At 71.2% G+C, this 16,924-nt stretch carries 13 protein-coding genes; 4 read left to right on the top strand and 9 right to left on the bottom strand.

Annotation, left to right across the window (positions count from 1 at the left end; all coding sequences use genetic code 11):
• Positions 1-193: 193 nt before the first annotated feature.
• The 3 genes from ACFYWG_RS10580 to ACFYWG_RS10570 all read left to right on the top strand — a co-directional run bounded on the left by ACFYWG_RS10580 (position 194) and on the right by ACFYWG_RS10570 (position 4,323).
• Positions 194-2,806, top strand: a complete 2,613-nt coding sequence (locus ACFYWG_RS10580) for a glycoside hydrolase family 9 protein (protein ID WP_389200578.1) — start codon at positions 194-196, stop codon at positions 2,804-2,806.
• Positions 2,807-2,923: 117 nt separating this feature from the next.
• Entirely contained in the window at positions 2,924-3,496 is a 573-nt protein-coding gene (locus ACFYWG_RS10575) for a TetR/AcrR family transcriptional regulator (RefSeq protein ID WP_385418306.1), read from the top strand.
• Positions 3,493-4,323: an oxidoreductase gene (locus tag ACFYWG_RS10570; protein ID WP_385418303.1), complete on the top strand. Its 831-nt coding sequence runs from the start codon at positions 3,493-3,495 to the stop codon at positions 4,321-4,323. The genes ACFYWG_RS10575 and ACFYWG_RS10570 overlap by 4 nt, the downstream gene beginning before the upstream one ends.
• A gap of 68 nt (positions 4,324-4,391) precedes the next feature.
• On the opposite strand, the gene ACFYWG_RS10565 is transcribed toward ACFYWG_RS10570, so the two are convergent.
• Entirely contained in the window at positions 4,392-5,030 is a 639-nt protein-coding gene (locus tag ACFYWG_RS10565; protein WP_389200575.1) for a phosphatidylserine decarboxylase, read from the bottom strand.
• A gap of 287 nt (positions 5,031-5,317) precedes the next feature.
• Here ACFYWG_RS10565 and ACFYWG_RS10560 point away from each other — a divergent pair, with 287 nt between their 5' ends.
• Entirely contained in the window at positions 5,318-6,163 is an 846-nt protein-coding gene (locus ACFYWG_RS10560; RefSeq protein WP_389200573.1) for a hypothetical protein, read from the top strand.
• An 85-nt stretch (positions 6,164-6,248) separates the two neighbouring features.
• Here ACFYWG_RS10560 and ACFYWG_RS10555 read toward each other — a convergent pair whose 3' ends face one another.
• The 8 genes from ACFYWG_RS10555 to ACFYWG_RS10520 all read right to left on the bottom strand — a co-directional run bounded on the left by ACFYWG_RS10555 (position 6,249) and on the right by ACFYWG_RS10520 (position 16,837).
• Complete coding sequence (locus ACFYWG_RS10555; protein ID WP_383508956.1) at positions 6,249-7,241, bottom strand: LacI family DNA-binding transcriptional regulator; 993 nt, start codon at positions 7,239-7,241, stop codon at positions 6,249-6,251.
• 108 nt (positions 7,242-7,349) lie between these two features.
• A complete protein-coding gene (locus ACFYWG_RS10550; protein ID WP_389200771.1) occupies positions 7,350-9,473 on the bottom strand; it encodes an alpha-galactosidase in 2,124 nt (707 codons plus the stop codon).
• Between the two features lie 80 nt (positions 9,474-9,553).
• A complete protein-coding gene (locus tag ACFYWG_RS10545) occupies positions 9,554-11,587 on the bottom strand; it encodes a beta-galactosidase (RefSeq protein WP_389200571.1) in 2,034 nt (677 codons plus the stop codon).
• Positions 11,584-12,483 (bottom strand): carbohydrate ABC transporter permease, encoded by a 900-nt coding sequence (locus tag ACFYWG_RS10540; protein ID WP_383508961.1) that lies wholly within the window; start codon positions 12,481-12,483, stop codon positions 11,584-11,586. The genes ACFYWG_RS10545 and ACFYWG_RS10540 overlap by 4 nt, the downstream gene beginning before the upstream one ends.
• Entirely contained in the window at positions 12,480-13,391 is a 912-nt protein-coding gene (locus tag ACFYWG_RS10535; protein WP_383508964.1) for a carbohydrate ABC transporter permease, read from the bottom strand. Before ACFYWG_RS10535 ends, ACFYWG_RS10540 begins: the two co-directional genes overlap by 4 nt.
• 64 nt (positions 13,392-13,455) lie before the next feature.
• On the bottom strand, positions 13,456-14,817 hold the full coding sequence (locus ACFYWG_RS10530) for an ABC transporter substrate-binding protein (RefSeq protein ID WP_389200568.1): 1,362 nt from the start codon (positions 14,815-14,817) through the stop codon (positions 13,456-13,458).
• Between the two features lie 333 nt (positions 14,818-15,150).
• Positions 15,151-16,506: a pentapeptide repeat-containing protein gene (locus ACFYWG_RS10525; protein ID WP_389200566.1), complete on the bottom strand. Its 1,356-nt coding sequence runs from the start codon at positions 16,504-16,506 to the stop codon at positions 15,151-15,153.
• On the bottom strand, positions 16,490-16,837 hold the full coding sequence (locus ACFYWG_RS10520; protein ID WP_389200564.1) for a hypothetical protein: 348 nt from the start codon (positions 16,835-16,837) through the stop codon (positions 16,490-16,492). Before ACFYWG_RS10520 ends, ACFYWG_RS10525 begins: the two co-directional genes overlap by 17 nt.
• Between the last annotated feature and the right edge of the window lie 87 nt (positions 16,838-16,924).

Raw genomic sequence — 16,924 nt, 5'->3', positions numbered from 1 at the left:
GGGGCTGATGGATGCGGTGCCTCACCCCTGACCGTGCGACGGCTGATCGGGATGTCCGTCCGGTGGGCCGAGCGCCGTCACCCAGGAGTGGTGAACGGCGATCCGGAGGGGTCGACCGCCTGCTCGGCGTCCTGGCCCGGGCGCCCGGCGGGGACACGTCGACTCCGACGTCAATGAAGACAGGAGAGTGACCATGAACAAGCCGACGCCTCCGCGCGGCAGCGCGTCGCGCCGTACGTTTCTGACCGCACTGGGGGTCGCCACCGCCGCGGTCGGTGTGTCGTCCGCTGCGGCGAACGCGGCCGCGGGGACGGCGTCCCCGGCGGGTGCGGCCGCCGCCGGGCACCGGCCGCGGCCCGATCTGCCGCTCAACTTCCAGCCCTATCAGGGCGTTCAGCGTGCCCTGGTGCGCCAGGCCGACGGCGGGCCGGCGACGGCCGAGCCGAAGCTCCGGCACATCTACGCGGCGGCGCCCGACACGCTTGCCCTCGTGGTGGACGCCCAGTTCATCGTGGCTTTCCCCGTCGAGAAGTACGTGGCTCAGCCCGGCGACAGGGTGGAGCGCAGCCGGCTGGTGCCGTACGGCCCGAACGGTGAGCACAGTTGGGCGCGGGGGCGGGAGCTGCTCCGCGACGGCACGAGCCTGGGCACCCTGGCGGGACCGGACAACGACCTGTACCTGTGGCCCCACCGCCGGCTGCTGGGCGAGGAGTTGGACCTGGCATGGGCCGATGCCAGGTCCAGCTACGCGCTGGAGTCCAAGAACGACGTGGGCTACCGCCGCCCGGCCGAACCCCTGGAGGTGTTCCGCAAGAGCAGGCCGCAGATGGCCGAATGGGCCATGACGGACAACGGCCTCGTCGAGAACGTGAGCACGGCGCGGCACGAGATCTACCTGAAACTGCCGCGCCCACTTCAGCCGGGCGCCACCTACCGTGTTCGGCTGGCGGAGGGCTCGCCCCTCGGGCCCGAGCTGCGCTTCACCTTCGATGACCGGCGCCTGCGCACCGAGGCCCTCCACGTCAACCAGGTGGGACACCACCCGGAGGAGAAGGACAAGGTCGCCATGATGGCGATGTGGCTGGGCACCGGCGGCGACGCCGCGCTGTCGTCGCTGACGCGGTTCCATCTGGTGGAGGCGCGCAGCGGTGCGAAGGTGTTCAGCGGCAGGGTGAGGGTACGACAGGAAGCGGTGCCGGGCAAGATCACGCCGCTCTATCCGGCCAAGGATCCCGACGGCGCGGCGATGCCGGTGACGACGTACGCCCTGGACTTCTCCTCGTTCGACAGGCCCGGCGTGTACCGGGTCTGGGTGCCCGGGCTCGGCTGCTCCTTCCCCTTCCGTATCGACCGTCGGGTCTGGGAGGAAGCGGCCAGGGTCTCGGCGCACGGCTACCTGAACCAGCGCTCGGGCATCGAACTGGGCCGACCCCACACCGAGTTCCGCATCGCCCGCGCGCTGCACCCGGACGACGGCTTCAAGGTGCACTCCACCGACCCGGCGATCTTCTTCGACCCGGTCCGGTTCCCGAGCAAGTCGGGCGAAGGCAACCCGTTCAAGCGGATCCAGGCGTCCATTCTGCTGGACACCCACAACCCCGACGCCTGGGGCGGCTGGCACGACGCGGGCGACTACGACCGCAACATCGGGGGCCAGAACCACACCCGGGCGGTCCACGTGATGCTGGACCTGTACGAGAGCAACCCGCGGTACTTCGAGCGCCTGCGGCTGAACCTTCCCGAGTCCGGCAACCACCTCCCCGACCTCGTCAACGAGGCGCTGTGGTGCATGGAGTTGTTCCGTCGCATCCAGTACGCCGACGGAGGCATCCCGAGCAGCGTCGAGTCGATCGAGCACCCGGACGAGCCGGGCTTCGCCCACGGCATGCCGACCGCGGTGACGCCCTCGACTCCGCAGGTCTCCTACGCCTACGCGGCCGCCGCCGCCCAGCTCTCGACGGTCCTGCGCCGGTTCGATCCGCGGCTGAGCGAGGAGTACCGCGCCAGCGCGGCACGGGCGATGGAGTGGGCGGTCGCCAACCCGCAGGTCCCCGACATCTTCCACACCGGTCACTTCCCGCGGGACGAGACGCAGAACCTGGCGGCCGCGTGGATGTACCGCCTGACCGGCGAGTCTAGTTGGCATGACCTGTTCAAGGAGTCCTTGGGGCGCATCCACCCGGACGGCGATCTGCGACTGGACCGCTTCTCGTACTCCGGCCCGTGGGGCCTGGGCGTCTACGCGACGCTGCCGGCCTCCATGGTCGACGAGGACCTCCAGGCCCGGGCGATCGAGACGCTCGCCGCTCATGGTGACCAGGCGGCGGCAACCGTCGACGGCTCGCCGTTCATGCTCATGGCCACGCCCAGGGACTGGGAGGATCGCCTGGGCGAGCCGTACCCTCTGGTGCTGGCCCACCGGGTGACGGGTGACGACAAGTATGTCCGCGCCCTGGCACAGATGGGGCAGTTCGGCCTGGGCCGCAATCCGCACAACGCCAGTTTCACCGGCGGTCTGGGATCACGCCAGGTGGTGTCGTTCCACCTCCAGGCCTACTTCACCGGACAGCGCATCCCGAAGGGCCTGTCCGCGATAGGACCGCTGCACCAGTCGACCTGGGGCGCGCAACACGCCAAGGCGGCACTGACCCCCCGCATCCACCCGGCGTGGGAGCAGTGGCCCTGGGCGGAGAGCGCGTTCGACATCCGTCACTGGACGCTCACGGAGCACACCGTGGCCGGGGTGATGGCCAACCAGCTGCTGCTGCGGGGCTATCTGGCGCAGGCCCACGGCAGACGCCGCTGATCGCACGCGCCGTTGCCGTCGCTGGAGCCCGGGCCTGGTGGTGCGCCCGGGCTCCGGTTCGCGCGCACCGCACCACCCCGCATTGACACTCTGACATTCCATGCATAGATTGTCAGCGTGTTCACCGATGCCCGCATGGAGACCATCCTCGACGCGGCCTACGTCTGCTTCACCCGGCACGGCGTGCGCCGCACCACCATGGACGACATCGCCCGAGCAGCGGGCATGTCCCGGCCGGCTGTCTATCAGCACGTCCGCAACAAGCAGGACGCCTTTCACCGGCTCGTCCAGCGCATGCTCGACGACGCACTGGACGCCTCCCGGCGGGCGCTCGAAGGGGACGAGGCGCCGGCTGCCCGGATCCACGGGGTGCTGCGGCCCAAGCTGGAGATGGTGATGCGCATCTGGCGCGACAGCCCGGCACACGCCGCGGAACTGCTCGCCGTGGACGCGCGCGTCTCCTCCGACCTCCTCGCGCACTACGACGAGACGATGCGCACGCTGCTGCGCGGCGCCCTTGAGCAGTCCGGGCTGGGACCCGGATCCGCGCGGACCGCCGATCTGCTCCTGGCCCTCACCCGCGGACTGGAAGCGGACCCCACCGACCCCGAAGCCGCTCTCGACCTGCTGGGCCGAGGCGTCGACCTCATGATCGCCGGCCTGACCGCCGGCCGGGAGACCACACCATGACCACTGCCGTACTGATCACCGGAGCCTCTTCCGGCATCGGCCGCGCCACCGCGCAACGCCTGGCGCGCCGAGCCGATCTCACCGTCTACGCCACGGCGCGCCGTCCGGCCGTACTGGCCGGACTCGCCGATCAGGGAATCCGGTTGCTCGGCCTCGACGTCACCGACGAGGCATCGATGGCTGCCGCCGTGCGCACGGTCGAGGAGCAGCACGGCTTCGTGGGAGCCCTGGTCAACAACGCGGGGTACGGCCAGTACGGCACCGTCGAGGAGACCGATCTCGACGCCGTACGCCGCCAGTTCGAGACCAACGTCTTCGGGCTGGCCCGGCTGACCCAGCTCGTCCTGCCGGGCATGCGCGCCGCCGGCACCGGCCGCGTCGTCAACATCGGCTCCATGGGCGGACGGATCGTCTTCCCGTCGGGAGGCTACTACCACGCCAGCAAGTACGCCGTGGAGGCGCTCAGCGACGCCCTGCGCTTCGAGGCGGCCCCCTTCGGCGTGAAGGTCAGCCTGATCGAACCCGGTCTGATCCGGACCGGGTTCGAGGAGACGGCCTCCGGCACCCTGGCCGAGTCCGAACGGGGCGACAGCGCGTACGCCGCGTTGAACAGGGCCGCCGCTCGGCAGATGACGGAGTCCTACCGCTCCCGGCTGCTCACGGCCGGTCCGGAAGCGGTGGCAGCAGCCGTCGAGCGAGCCGTGACGGCCAGGCGTCCCCGCACCCGCTACCTGGTGACGCCGGCCGCCGTCGCCCTGGTGCACACCCGCCGGCTTCTGGGAGCGCGGGCCTTCGACGCCTTCCTGCGCCTGCAGTTCAGCAGCTGACGGCAGCCCCGCGCGAGCCGCCGCAACGAGCTTGCCCTTCGACAGGGCGCAGTGCGCAGGTGGCGGGCTCAGCCGCGATCGATGCGGGTCACCCCGGCCACGGTCTTCTGTCCCACCTCGACCGCGACCTCCACGCCCTCGGGCAGATAGAGGTCGACGCGCGAGCCGAAGCGGATCAGGCCGATCCGCTCGCCCTGCTCGACCTTGGTGCCCTGGGGCACGTAGGGGACGATGCGGCGGGCGACGGCGCCGGCGATCTGGATCATCTCGATGTCGCCGAGCTCGGTGTCGAAGTGCCAGACGACGCGCTCGTTGTCCTCGCTCTCCTTGTTGAAGGCAGGAACGAAGCCGCCGGGCACGTGCTCGACCGACGTCACGGTGCCGGCCAGCGGGGCGCGGTTGACGTGCACGTTGAGCGGGCTCATGAAGATCGCGACGCGGGTGCGGCCGTCCTTCCACGGCATGATGCTCTGCACCACACCGTCGGCGGGCGAGATGACCCGGCCCTGGGTGATCTCACGCTCGGGGTCGCGGAAGAACCACAGCATCCCCGCCGCCAGCGCGGTGGCGGGAACGGCCACGGCCCTCGCGGCGCCGGAGCGGCGTGCGCGGGCCAGGCTGAGTGCTGCGGTGGCGACGGTCGGAAGGAGCCACGGCGATGCTCCGCGCGCGAGACGTACGGAACGGGCGTCGGAAGAAGAGGGCACCAGGACTCCTTGCAGGCAGAACGTCGAAAAGAACTCTGGGTCCATCCTGCCGGTGCGGACGCAGGCCGGGAGTCCGCCTCGATGACGGTCCCGTCGTCCCGCTCCGGGCGTACCCGAACGTGCCGGGCTGGTACTGGAGCGGTACACACGCCTACACCCACGACGGTACGACGGCACCGAGCAGCGTCCGCGCGACTGCTTCACACGGATGGGCGCCGGGAAACCACCGCTTCGCGCCTCCTCCTCTGGCAAGGTCGACGGGTGATCAGCATCGCCGTCCCGTCCGCATGACGTCCACCGAGCAGCGCGCCCAAGGCGCCGGACCCTTCACCACCCGACTCACCTGGCAACCGCCCGGCGGCGGCAGCGCCGTATGGGAGTCCCGCCCGGCTCGTCGCCGCGGCGTCATCGCGGCGCGGCCGCCGGGAGCGTCGACCGACCGGAACGTCAGCGCCGACGAGCGCACGCTCCACCGGCTGCGCACGCTGAACGCGATCGCCGCGACGGCCTTCATCATCGGCGGCGCGCTCTTCGCGGCCGGAGCCGGTGTCGCCCAGTTCGGCTCCGCGGACGCCACCACCTGCGCCTCGATCTACTTCGCGGGTGGCTTGTTCTTCACCACCGGCGGGTACGTCTCCGTCCTCCAGGTCGTCAACGCCCCCCGCCATGACCCCGGGGGCGAGGGGCGCCTGTTCACCCACGGCTGGCGCTGGTGGAGCTACGAGCCGACCCGAGTGGACTGGCTGAGCGCGTTCGTGCTCCTGGCCGGCACCCTGGTGTTCGCCGTCGACCTCCTGGACTCCTTCCTCCAGGGGCTGAGCGTGCAGCAGGTCAACCGGCTCGTCTGGGCACCGGACGTCATCGGCTGCCTGCTGTTCCTGATCTCCGGCCACCTGGGCTTCGCCGAGATCTGCCACCGCGGATGGCCCTGCCTGCGCCGGCGGAGCATCGGCTGGTGGATCGTCGCCGTGAACCAGCTCGGTTCCGTCCTGTTCATGATCTCGGCCGTGGCTGCCTACACCCGCCCCGGCACCGGGGGGCTGATCAACGCCGACATCGCCGACTGGGGCACCCTCCTGGGTGCCGGATGCTTCTCCGTGGGCGGCCTGCTCCAGCTGTTCGAACGTCCGTGACCCTCGTGCTGGGCGCGACCGCGAGTACCGCCGGTGAACGTCGGCGGGAACCCCGCTCGGCTCCGGGGGCCGGTGACCGGGCGGGTCAGACGGAGGCCCGAGCGACGAACTCCGCCTTGACCCGCACCGTCTTGTGAATGCTCCGCCCGTTCAGGCGCTCCGTGAGCAGCCGGGCGGCCGCTCTGCCGACCTCGGTCGCGGGATAGCGGATGGTGGTCAGCCTCGGGCGTACGAGCGAGGCGAAGGACGCGTCGTCGTGTCCTATCAGCGCCACGTCGCCGGGGATGTCGATGCCCAGTTCGTGGGCCTTGTCCAGCGCGCCGACCGCGATCACGTCGTTGCCGCAGAAGACCGCGTTCGGGCGGTACCGGCGGCTCATCAGCGCGCCGAAGCCGGCCGCTCCGGCTTCCCGGGTGTGTTCTCCCCGGACCACGAGCTCGTGCGGCAGGGACATGCCGTACTGCAGCGCAAGTGCCCTGAGGTGTTCGAGGCGGGGATCGCCGCCCGTGGCATCGCGGGGGCCCGCGATCATGGCTATCCGCCGCCGCTGGGCCGCGACGACCGTCTCGAGCGCGCGGCGCGTGGCCGTCCGCGCGTCCGGCGTCACGAGGTCGATCGGGCCGAAGGAGACGTCGGCGCTGACGACGAGAGGCATGCCGGCGTCGACGAGGGGCTCGAAATCCTGCGGTTTCAGTCGGAACGGGGTGATCACCACCCCCGCGAACCGCTGCTGCACCGCCTCCGCCAGCAGGGCCCGCTCCTCGTCCCGGCGTGCTGCGGTGTTGCACACGACGACGTGCAGCCCCAGGCCGCGCAGCTCCTCCTGGAGGGTGGCCGCGAGCTGCGCGAAGAAGGGGTTGGAGATGTCGGGCACGATCAGCGCCACGAGGCTGGACCGACCGGTGCGCAGGCTGCGGGCGGCGACGTTGACGGTGAAGCCGAGTGCGGCGATGGCCGCTTCGACCGCGGCCCGGGTCTCCGGAGCTACCGGCCGCTTGCCGGACAGCACGTAGGAAACGGTGGCGGAGGAGACGCCGGCGGCACGCGCGACGTCGGCCATGGTGACCCGCTCTCGCACAGCACACCCTCCCTTCCGTGATCACCATACTTCACGCCCCTCCCCCGCCGGGAAAGCGCTCTCAGCGTCGCAAGAGGGCGGCGTCTCCACGGTGTGTGCCCCGGAGAGTCAGCCGTCGCACGGGTCCTGCACGCGGCGCAGACGGACCAGTGCGCTGGCGCAGTCTCCCGGCGGCAGGTCGGGCAGGGGCAGACCGAAGTTGGACAGGGTGGCACCGGACCACTCACGTCCGGTGTCCTCGTCGCGGTAGCGGGAGCCGTCGTGCAGTCCGCGCAGCCGCAACGGTGGCTGCGCGGGAGCGAAGGCCGTGCTCGGTCGCCAGATCAGCACGACGGTCCGGTCGCCGTCCTCCCCGAGGTACTGCACGGCCGTGACCGGCCCCTCGCCCGGAGCCAGGAGGCGGAACTGCCTGCCGTGCTGGACGACGGGGCGGATGTCCTTGTAGTCCCGGATCAGGTCGGTCGCCTCGGCGCGCTCGGCGTCGGTCCAGCGGGTCAGGTCGCCTCCGATGCCGAGGACGCCCGCCATGGCGCTGTGGAAGCGGAAGCGCAGCGGCACCGTGCGGCCGGTGAGCGGGTTCGGGCTGTCGGTGACCCAGGCGGCCATGACACCGGCGGGGTAGAGCTGGCTGAAGCCGTGCTGGATGGTGAGGCGGTCCACCGCGTCGGTGTTGTCGGACGTCCACACCTGGTCGGTGCGGGCGAGGATGCCCGCATCGGTACGACCGCCGCCGCCGGCGCAGGCCTCGATGCGCAGGCGGGGGAAGTCGCGGCGCAGCTGGTCCAGTACGCGGTACACGCCGCGCGCGTGGTGCACGTGGACCCGGCGGGCGTCGGGGCCGCCGGTGTGCACGCCGGCTTCCGTGAAGGACCGGTTGAAGTCCCATTTCAGGTAGTCGACGCCGTTCTCCGCCACGAGTTCGCCCAGCAGGCCGAGAGCCCACTCGGTCACCTCCGGGCGCGAGAAGTCGAGGACGCGTTGGTGGCGCAGTTCGGTGGGGGTGCGGTCGGGCAGGTGCAGGACCCAGTCGGGGTGCCGCCGGTACAGGTCGCTGTCCGCGTTGACCATCTCGGGTTCCACCCACAGGCCGAAGTCCATGCCGAGCCGGTGCACCTCGTCGGCCAGGGGGCGCAGGCCCCGGGGGAAGCGCTGCGGGTGGGGCGTCCAGTCGCCGAGGCCGGCCCGGTCGTTGTCGCGTCCGCGGAACCAGCCGTCGTCGAGGACGAACAGTTCGGCACCCAGTTCGGCGGCACGGCGGGCGAGGTCGAGCTGGTTGTCCTCGCTCACCTCGAAGGAGGTCGCCTCCCAGGAGTTGTAGAGCACGGGCCGCAGTTCCTCGGGGTGCGGCAGGACGTGGGTGCGCAGATGACGGTGGAAGGCGCGGCTCGCGCCGCCGAATCCGCCGCCGGTGTACAGCCCGAGGCTGACCGGAGTGCGGTGGCTCTCGCCGGGTGAGAGCCGCAGTTCGACGCCCTCGTGCCCCTCCCCCGCCAGCACGCCGGCCCGGCCGGCGGCGGTGCGCTGGGCGGTCAGGCGCCAGCTGCCGCTGGCCGCGAGCGCGACGACCCACACCTCCCCGTGCTCTTCGCCGGTGTGCCCGTCGTCCAGCGCCAGCCAGGGGTTGGCGTGGTGCCCGGTGTGCCCGCGCCTGCTGCCCAGGACGGTCTCCCCCACCGGCAGCCCGGACCGCTCCAGGCGCCCCTCGGCGGACCAGCCGCCGTGCACCGAGCCGATGCGCCAGTGCGGCCGCTGGGGCACGGGCCAGTGGGCCGCGGAGCAGCGCGGCAGCAGGATGTCCCCGTCGTCGGCGGTGCCCGTGTGGTGCACCTCCGCCCACCGCTCGATCACGTCGCCGTGCGGGGGGACGCGGTAGTGCAGGTGCCAGGCCAGAGGCCGGGCGCGGTCCCGGAGGTGGACCACCAGATGGTCGTCGGCGGCCAGGACCAGGTCCTCCAGCACCGCCTCGACGGGACTGGAGCCGTCCGCGAAGCGCACCTCCAGGGCGGGTACGCCGAAGCGGGCACCGCCCTCGACCGGGTACTCCTCCACCCCGTCCCAGCGGCCGGCGAAGCTGTTGTCGTGTTCCGACCACAGCGGCAGGGCGACCGCGTCGGCGAGGGGCAAGGGAGCGCCCCAGTGGACGTGGCGCACCGTACCGGTGTCCCGGTCCGCCTTCAGCACGTAGGCGCTGTGAGTGGTGCGCAGCAGCACGGTGCCGCTTGCCTCGTCCATCTGCACGGGCGGGGCCGGCGCGGTGTGCTTCGTCGTCACGGGGACGCTCCTTGCGGGTTCTGACTGGGTGTGACGGGTGGTCAGGCCGAGGCGGGGGCGAGGTCCTCGCGGATCACGACCACGCCGCCGGCCGGCACCACGGCCCGGCCGTCGGCCAGTTCGGCGCCGGCGAGGGCCGTGCCGTCGACGCGCACACGGACCGTCTGCGGCGTGTGGTTGATCAGGAAGAGGTAGGCGTGCCGGTCGCCGGTGCGGCGTACCGCCTCCAGTCCGGGCGGGGCCTCGACGACGGGGTGCGCCCCGGCCGTCTCGCACACGTCCCGGACCACCGTGCGCAGGGCGGGTACCGGCAGGCGGGCGGCCGTGTACCAGGCGGTGCCCCGGCCGTAGGTGTGCCGGGTGACGGCGGGTCCGCCGCGTGCCGGGCCGCCGTCGGCGGTGTCGGCGAAGCGGAGCACCGTGGCGCAGCCGCGGGACTCGACGCGTTCCGTCCACCGGCGCACGGCCGTTCCGTCTTCGAGCAGGGCGGTGTCCCCGGTGCGCAGCGGCAGGTACTCGTCGACGACGAGACCGAGGACGTCGCGCAGCGCGCCGGGGTGGGCCCCCGGGTGCATCCGGTCGTGCTCGTCGACGACGCCGCTGAAGCAGCCGACGGCGAGGTTGCCTCCTTGTTCCACGTAGCGGGTGAGGTTGTCGGCGTCGTCGTCGGTGAGCAGGTAGAGGCCGGGGGCGAGGACGGCGCGGTAGCCGCTGAGGTCGGCTCCCGGCTGGACGATGTCGCAGGTGATGTTCTGCGTCCACAGCGCCTCGTACCAGTCGCGCACCGCGTCGAGGTAGCGCATGCGGTCCGAGGGGCGGGCCTGCAGCTCCAGCGCCCACCAGGAGTGCCAGTCGAAGAGCAGCGCGACGTCGCCGCGTACCCGGCTGCCGGTCACCTCGCTCAGCGCGCCGAGTTCGGCGCCCAGCGCTGTGACCTCCCGGTGGATGCGGCTGTCGGCGCCCGCGTGCGGGAGCATCGCGGAGTGCCACTTCTCGGCGCCGGCGCGGGACTGGCGCCACTGGAAGAACATCAGGCCGTCCGCGCCGCGGGCCAGGTGGGTCAGGCTGTTGCGGCGCGTCTCGCCGGGCTGCTTGGCGACGTTCACGCCCTGCCAGTTGACGGCGGACGTCGAGTGCTCCATGAGCAGCCAGGGGCGGCCGCCCGCCATGCCGCGGGCGAGGTCGGCGTTGAGAGCCAGGTCGATGTGGCCGTCGGGGTCGGCGGCGGGCAGGTAGTGGTCGACCGAGACCAGGTCGCACTCGGCGGCGAAGGCGAAGCCGTCGATCTTCTTCTCCAGGGTGCCCATCACGTTGGTGGTGATGGGCACGTGCGGGGCCGTCCGGCGCAGGATGGCCGTCTCGGCGAGGTGCCGGGTCAGCAGCGCGTCGGAGGAGAAGCGGCGGTAGTCGAGTTCCTGGCCGGGGTTGCGGAAGGCGGTGGTGTCCCGGGGCGGGTCGATCTCGTCCCAGTCGCCGTAGCGCTGGCTCCAGAAGTCGGTGCCCCAGGCGTCGTTGAGTGCCTCCACCGTCTTGTACCGCTCGCTCAGCCAGGCGCGGAAGGCCTGTGCGCTGGTCTCGCAGAAGCACAGCGCGTTGTGGTTGCCCCATTCGTTGTGGACGTGCCACATGACCACGGCGGGGTGGTCGCGGTAGCGGGCAGCCAGTGCGGCGGTGAGGGCGTCGGCCGCTTGCGCGTAGGCCGGGCTGCTGGGGCAGAAGACCTGCCGGCTGCCGTGGGCGAGGCGGGTGCCGGTGGCGGTGACCGGGCGGGCGTCGGGGTGCTGCCGGGTGAACCAGGGGGGCGGGGCGGCGGTGGCGGTGGCGAGGTCCACCGCGATGCCGCCGGTGTGCAGCAGGTCGAGCACCTCGTCCAGGAGGCTGAAGTCGTGGACGCCGGGGCGCGGCTGGATGCGGGACCAGGAGAAGACGCCGACGGTGACGAGGTTGACGCCCGCCTCCCGCATGAGGCGCACGTCGTCCTGCCAGACCTCCCGCGGCCACTGCTCCGGGTTGTAGTCGCCGCCGTAGGCGATCCCGCCGAGGGCGCGGGTCACGTCGGTGAGGGGGTGGTTCACGATTTCACGGCTCCAGCGGCGAGTCCGGCGCGCCAGTAGCGCTGCAGGAGGAGGAAGGTGAGCACGATGGGAACGACGGAGACCAGCGCTCCTACGATGGTCAGGGTCTGCAGTTCGGGCAGGCGGCTGGTCTGCGACTGCCAGGTGAACAGGCCCAGGGTCACCGGGTAGAGGCGTTCGTCCTGCAGCATGATCAGGGGCAGCAGGAAGTTGTTCCAGATGACGACGAACTGGAACAGGAAGATCGTCACCAGAGCGGGGGCCATCAGGCGCAGGGCGATGGTGCGGAAGATGCGGAACTCGCTCGCGCCGTCCACGCGGGCGGCCTCCATCACCTCGTCCGGGACGGACGCGGCGGCGAAGATGCGGGAGAGGTAGACACCGAACGGGCTGACGATGCTCGGCAGGAACACCGACCAGAACGTGTTGGTGGCGTCGAGTTCGGCGAACATCAGGAACAGCGGCAGCGCGAGCGCGGTGGCCGGGACCAGGACGCCGCCGAGGACGACGGAGAAGACCGCCTCGCGTCCGCGGAAGGCGTACTTGGCCAGGGCGTACCCGGCCGCCGCGGCCAGCAGGGTGGCGACGGCCGCTCCCGCTCCCGCGTACAGCAGGCTGTTGAGGAGCCAGCGGGCGTAGACGCCGTCCTGCTGGGCGAAGAGCGAGGACAGGTTGTCGCCGAAGTGCCATTCGGCCGTGAGGAAACCGGGTGTGGTGACGAGGTCGCTCTGGCTCTTGGTCGACGAGACCAGCAGCCAGTAGACCGGCAGCAGCATGTAGCAGGCGACGGCGGCCATGAACGTCACGGCGACGACGGTGGACAGGCCGGTGCGGGGCCTTCGTGTCGCGCCGGCGCGGACGGCGTGGGCGCCTTCGGTGCGGGTGAGGAAGCTCATCCCTGCCTCCTGGAGGTGAAGCGCAGGAACGCGAAGGACAGGACGAAGGTGACCAGTGCGAGGACGACCGACAGGGCGGCGGCCTCGCTGTAGCTGTCGCCGGAGGCGAGGGAGTAGGCGGCGATGTTCGGCGTGTAGGTGCTGGTGACGCTGGTGGAGATGGAGCGGAAGACCTGCGGCTCGGTGAAGAGCTGGAAGGTGCCGATGATCGAGAAGACACCGGTGAGGATCAGAGCCGGGCGGATGATGGGCACTTTGATGCGCCAGGCGATGGTCCAGCCGCCGGCGCCGTCCATGCGGGCCGCTTCGCCGATGTCGGAGGGCACGGCCTGCAGGGCGGCGTAGATGATCAGCATGTTGTAGCCGGTGTAGGTCCAGGTCACGACGTTGGCGATGGACCACAGGATGGCGTCCGGGCCGAGCAGGTCGACGTGCGCACCAGCGGACCGCAGCAGGTCGACGACGGGTGACAGGCGCGGGTCGTACAGGAACGCCCACATCAGGGCGGCGACGACGCCGGGTATGCCGTACGGCACGAAGTACACGAGCCGGAAGAACTTCTTGGCGCGTGCGACGGCCGAGTCCAGCAGCAGGGCGAGGACCAGGGCCAGCAGCAGCATCACGGGGATCTGCACGAGTGCGAAGCCGAGGACGCGCAGCAGGCTCTCGCTGAAGTAGTCCTCCTGCAGAACCCGTCCGTACTGCTCGAACCCGGCGAAGACCGTCTGGGTCCTGCCGAAGGTGCCCCCCGTACGTTCGGTCTTGTGCAGGCTCTGCCAGAAGGCGTAGCCGACCGGGACGAGGGTGAACAGGACGAACGGGATGAGGAAGGGGGCGAGGAAGGCGTAGGGCGCGAGGGTCCGGCGAGGTCGGCGGCGCGCCGGGGTGGGTGCGGTGGTGGATGTCACGGGCAGCCTTAGAGGTGCTGTCCCCTGCCGCCCGGGGGCGGCAGGGAGGGCAGGAAGGGACCGATCACTCAGTCACGTCGAGCGACTGCTTGCGCAGGGAGTCGGCGCTCTGGGCGCCGGTGTCCTTGAGCACGTCACCGAGGGTCGTCTTGCCCGCGACGGTGTTGGCCGTGCCGTCGCTGAGGAAGCGGTAGGTGTCCGTCATCGTCGGACCCCAGGTGAAGTTCGTGTCGACCCCGGTGGAGGCCTGCGCGAAGACGTCGAAGATCTTCTGCTTGCCGTAGAAGTCCACCGGCTCCTTGAGCGCGGGCAGGTCCAGTCCGGCCTTGGCCGCCGGGTAGAGGCCGCCTTCGCGGTTGAGGATCTCCAGCGCCTCGGCGTCCGTGTTCAGCCACAGCGCGAACTTCGCGGCCTCCGCGGGGTGCTTGGTCCCGGACATGACCGTGGTGGTGGAACCGCCCCAGTTGCCCGCCTGCTGCCCGCCTTCCTGCCACTGCGGCATGGGGGCGACCGCCCACTTGCCGGCCGTGGACTTGGCGTTGTCGCGGATGGTGCTGTAGCCCCAGGCGGCGCTGACCCAGGTGACCACCTCGCCGCTGTTCCAGGCCTTGTAGAGCGCCGGGGAGAAACCCTGGAGGTCGGTCGCGACGAGCTTGTCGTCGATCAGCTTCTGCCAGTAGTCGGCCACCTGACGGCTCTCGGGGCGGTCGACGGTGACCTTCCAGGCGTCTCCGTCACGCTCGAACATCGTGGCCTTGTTCTGCCACAGCAGCCCGGTGAACCAGTTGGGGTCGGTCTGGGAGAAGTGGGTGATGTACTTGCCGTCCTTCTTGAGGGTGCGCGCCTGCTCCGCGTACTCGTCCCAGGTGGTCGGCGCCTTGAGGCCGAGCTTGTCGTAGACGTCCTTGCGGTAGAACAGCGCCATGGGCCCGGTGTCCTGGGGGACGGCCCACACCCCGTCCTTGCCGTCGGCGCCGAACTCCGCCTGGGACCAGGTCCAGTCGACGAACTTGTCGCCCGCTTCCTCGACGCCGGGGCAGGAGGAGATGTCGGTGAGGCCCTCCTTGAGGCGGAAGCTCGCCAGGGAGTCGTACTCGACCTGGCCGAGGTCGGGGGCCTTGCCGGCCTTCAGCGCGTTGGAGAGGTTCTGGTACGTGCCGGCGTTGCCCGACGGCGTCGTCTTCAACTTGACCTGTATGTCGGGGTTCTCACTGTTCCAGAGGTCGACGGCCTTCTGCATGCCCGGGACCCAGGACCAGTAGTCGAGCGTGACCTTGCCCGAGGACGGCTTGCAGGAGGCTCCGGCTGCACCGTCGGCCTTGTCGCCGCCGTCGCCTGCGCCGCAGGCGGTCAGAGCCGTCAGAGCCAGGACCGTTCCGCCGATCACACAGCGTCTGGCCAGGGATTCGCGATCACGCACTGCCATGGGTAGCTCCTTGTCCCGAGTCCGCTCCGGCGAAGCGGTGGGCACACGAGACAACAAGAACTCCCACAAGTCAACAGGTTCGGTGAGATTCGATGACCTCGCAGCGCTATCGTTACCACGCCAGGGCGTCTCGAAGGGGAGCTTGCAGTGCCCTGAACTGGCCTTTTACTGTTCGACCACGAATTCGAGCTTCCGGAACGCCGACGCGGAATCGATTACGTTACAGTGGCCGAAGTCGCGAGGAGGGGAGGGGCCTTCACGAGAGGCAGGCCGGACACGGGGCTCCCATGGGGGCCACTGCACAGACCGGGTGACCGCTGGGTCGCCCGTGCGTCACCGCTTCACGCGGCTGCGGACGGCGAGGACGGCCATGCCCAGGAGGACGGGCTCGACCAGCCGGGAGGCCATCTCGCTGTAGGTGCCGGCGGTGGTGAGGTCCTGGCCGGAGGAGCGGAAAGCCACCGAGTTGATCACTACACGCAGGGCCTTCTCGAACCGGTCGGTGGTGATGCGCTCGGCCAGGGGGCCGGTGGGGTTGGCCGGGGCTGAGGTCTCGGTGGTCCGAGCGGCCTCGACCTGCTGCCCGTTGACGAGCCGGCGGCCGGTGACGGTCGGCTCGGGAGCATCGGCCGGCAGGCCCCACAGCACCATGACCGCCAGCGTCACGGTCATGGCCGCGACCAGGCAGGCCAGGGCACGAGAGGCGCGCAGTCCGTATCCCGACAGGGCCCAGTAGACGCCCAGCAGGGCCCGCTCGGACCACGGGGTGGTGTCGGCGTCACGGCGGCGCATCTCGCACTCGCCGACGTAGAAGTGGGCCGCCCCCGGCTCGTTCTTGCCGTCCTCCAGAGACTTGCGCAGCTGCCGGTACAGCGCGGCCACCGCCGCCGGCCGCAGCTCGGGGGCGTCCTCCGGTGGAGGCGTCCAGCCGCGCGCGAGGGCGGGGTGGCGGGCCGTGCGCACCCGCCAGTGGTGCTCCTCAGCCAGCGTGTCGCGCCGGGCCCACCGCCAGGGGAAGCGCCGGCCCGCTCCTGTGGGGGTGCGGGCGAAGGTGCACCAGCCGTCCACCTTGAGCTGGTCCAGGTGGACCGCCCCGGCGAACCGGCACTCGCTCAGGTCGATGTCGTGCAGCGCCAGGTGCGCGGCGTCCACCCCGCCCAGCGTGGTCAGACGCACACCAGGGGGCAGGCCGGACAGCTCGGTCTCCGGCAGTCCCGGGGAGGGGAAGGGGGTGGGGCGGGCGGAGATCACCACCGGGTGCTCCAGGACCGCGTCCCGCAGGTCCAGCTCGGCGTGACGCAGGTGCAGCGTCGCGGTGGAGGCCCACCACGTGCGCGCGCAGCTGACCCGGCGGGCGGCGACCTCCAGCGTCACCGGTTGCTCGAACACGGCGCCGTCCAGCACGACCCGCTGACGGCATACCAGCGGCCCCAGGCGCGAGGCCGCCTCGAACCGCGCCCTGTCGAACCGGAGGTCGCCGGTGAAGACCGCCTGGCGGAGATCGGCGTCGCCGGTGAAGGTCACCTCTTCGAACTGGGCGTCGCGGGTGAAGGCCGCCCCGGCGAAGAGGGCACGGCCCGCGAAGGTGGCTCCGCCGAATACGGCTTGGTCGGTGAAGGTCGCCGCGGCGAAACTCGCTCGGCCGGTGAAAGCCGCCCCGGGAAACCGGACTTCACCGGAGAAGGTCACCTCGTCGAACTTCGGATCGCCGGCGAAGGGTCGCCCCGTCGAACAGGGCGGCGCCGGTGCGGGGCCGGTGGGTGGCGGGGTCGCGGAGGGCGGTGAGCAGCCGATGCAGCAGGTCCTGGGTGAACGGGGTGCCGCGGTGATCGATGTCGGCGCCGGGTGACAGGGTGTCCAGATAGGCGGCACGGTCGGTCTCGTTCAGGTGGGCCAGGCAGGCGGTGTGGCTTCCGGCGTGGACACCGGGGCAGCCGACCGGATCCTCGACCGTGGCGCCGTGGCCGCAGACCGGCCAGTTGCGAGCCGGCGGCAGCGGTGGAGGGCTCGGATGTGTCATGTCCGAAGGACGGTCAGCTGATACGGACCGGTTGCACGGACCGCTGTCCCGGAAGGACAGAGGCGCAACGCAGCCTGCTGGTGCAGC

Source organism: Streptomyces sp. NPDC003456 (genome assembly GCF_042878735.1).
Taxonomy (GTDB): Bacteria; Actinomycetota; Actinomycetes; order Streptomycetales; family Streptomycetaceae; genus Streptomyces.
The sequence above is the reverse complement of the archived record's forward strand: the minus strand, read 5'-3'. Positions and strand labels throughout refer to the sequence as shown.